General features: G+C 31.1%; 1 pseudogene. It reads left to right on the forward strand.

Annotated features, from left to right (window positions below):
- Positions 1-1,308 (forward strand): annotated as a pseudogene (locus FGK85_RS15465) (N-acetylmuramoyl-L-alanine amidase); the annotation flags it as partial.

Raw genomic sequence — 1,308 nt, forward strand, 5'->3', positions numbered from 1 at the left:
TGGAATTTTAGAAGCAGGTAAAAACTATAGTATAAAATCAGAAGCAACAAGTAAGAATGGAGCGTTATATCAGTTTTGGATAAAAGATTTATCCAAAAACCTGTGGACAATGATAAGAGACTATAGTAGTACAAATACTACGACATGGACATCTAATAAAGCAGGAAAATATTTAGTAGGAGTGCATGTAAAGGATAAGTATAGTAAAGAGAGATTAGAAAATCATAGATATGATGAGTATATGGTGCAATTACCTAAAGCTACAGTAACTAATTTAGAAGTAAGCTTAGGTGGAGTAAAGGTAACAAATGGAATTTTAGAAGCAGGTAAAAACTATAGTATAAAATCAGAAGCAACAAGTAAGAATGGAGCGTTATATCAGTTTTGGATAAAAGATTTATCCAAAAACCTGTGGACAATGATAAGAGACTATAGTAGTACAAATACTACGACATGGACATCTAATAAAGCAGGAAAATATTTAGTAGGAGTGCATGTAAAGGATAAGTATAGTAAAGAGAGATTAGAAAATCATAGATATGATGAGTATATGGTGCAATTACCTAAAGCTACAGTAACTAATTTAGAAGTAAGCTTAGGTGGAGTAAAGGTAACAAATGGAATTTTAGAAGCAGGTAAAAACTATAGTATAAAATCAGAAGCAACAAGTAAGAATGGAGCGTTATATCAGTTTTGGATAAAAGATTTATCCAAAAACCTGTGGACAATGATAAGAGACTATAGTAGTACAAATACTACAACATGGACGTCTAATAAAGCAGGAAAATATTTAGTAGGAGTGCATGTAAAGGATAAGTATAGTAAAGAGAGATTAGAAAATCATAGATATGATGAGTATATGGTGCAATTACCTAAAGCTACAGTAACTAATTTAGAAGTAAGCTTAGGTGGAGTAAAGGTAACAAATGGAATTTTAGAAGCAGGTAAAAACTATAGTATAAAATCAGAAGCAACAAGTAAGAATGGAGCGTTATATCAGTTTTGGATAAAAGATTTATCCAAAAACCTGTGGACAATGATAAGAGACTATAGTGGTACAAATACTACAACATGGACGTCTAATAAAGCAGGAAAATATTTAGTAGGAGTGCATGTAAAGGATAAGTATAGTAAAGAGAGATTAGAAAATCATAGATATGATGAGTATATGGTGCAATTACCTAAAGCTACAGTAACTAATTTAGAAGTAAGCTTAGGTGGAGTAAAGGTAACAAATGGAATTTTAGAAGCAGGTAAAAACTATAGTATAAAATCAGAAGCAACAAGTAAGAATGGAGCGTTATATCA

Origin of the sequence: Haloimpatiens lingqiaonensis, assembly GCF_901447495.1 — a bacterium.
Lineage (GTDB): Bacteria > Bacillota > Clostridia > Clostridiales > Clostridiaceae > Haloimpatiens > Haloimpatiens lingqiaonensis.